This is a genomic window from Ruegeria sp. E8 (genome assembly GCF_056533985.1).
In genome coordinates, this window is record NZ_JBQFOY010000058.1 from 1 (window position 1) to 1,067 (window position 1,067).

1 protein-coding gene is annotated in these 1,067 nt (G+C 64.6%); it reads left to right on the plus strand.

What is annotated here, in order from left to right; translation table 11 throughout:
• The coding region (gene glyA, locus ACR0LF_RS23620; protein WP_480584086.1) for a serine hydroxymethyltransferase at positions 1–1,067 on the plus strand (1,067 nt) is incomplete at both ends.

Consider the following 1,067-nt stretch of genomic DNA (forward strand, 5'->3'; position numbering starts at 1 on the left):
TATGGCGGCTGCCAGTTCGTCGACGTCGCCGAGAACCTGGCCATCGACCGCGCCAAGCAGCTGTTCGGCTGCGGTTTCGCCAACGTGCAGCCGAACTCGGGCAGCCAGGCCAACCAGGGCGTGTTCCAGGCGCTGATCAAACCCGGCGATACCATTCTGGGCATGAGCCTTGATGCCGGCGGTCACCTGACCCACGGCGCGGCCCCGAACCAGTCGGGCAAATGGTTCAACGCGGTGCATTACGGCGTGCGCAAGCAGGACAACCAGATCGACTATGATCAGATCGAGGCTCTGGCGAAAGAGCACCAGCCCAAGCTGATCATCGCAGGTGGCTCGGCCATCCCGCGCACCATCGACTTTGCCCGCATGCGCGAGATCGCCGATATGGTCGGTGCGTTTCTGCACGTGGACATGGCCCATATCGCCGGTCTGATCGCGGCGGGCGAGCATCCCAGCCCCTTCCCGCATGCGCATGTGGCCACGACAACCACGCACAAGACCCTGCGCGGTCCGCGCGGCGGCATGATCCTGACCAATGACGAGGCGATCGCCAAGAAAGTGAACTCGGCCATTTTCCCCGGCATTCAGGGCGGCCCGCTGATGCATGTGATCGCGGCCAAGGCCGTGGCTTTTGGCGAGGCGCTGCGCCCCGAGTTCAAAGGCTATATCCAGCAGGTCATCACCAACGCGCAGGCGCTGTCGGATCAGCTGATCAAGGGCGGTCTGGACACGGTGACCCACGGCACCGACACCCATGTTGTGCTGGTCGACCTGCGCCCCAAGGGCGTCAAGGGCAATGCCACCGAAAAGGCCCTGGGTCGCGCGCATATCACCTGCAACAAGAACGGCGTGCCGTTTGATCCGGAAAAGCCCACCGTGACCTCGGGCATCCGCCTGGGCTCGCCCGCCGGCACCACCCGCGGCTTCGGCGAGGTCGAATTCCGCCAGATCGCCGACTGGATCATCGAAGTGGTCGACGGCCTGGCCGCCAATGGCGAAGACGGCAACGGCGCGGTCGAAGCCAAGGTCAAAGCCGAAGTCGCCGAACTCTGCGCGCGCTTCCCTAT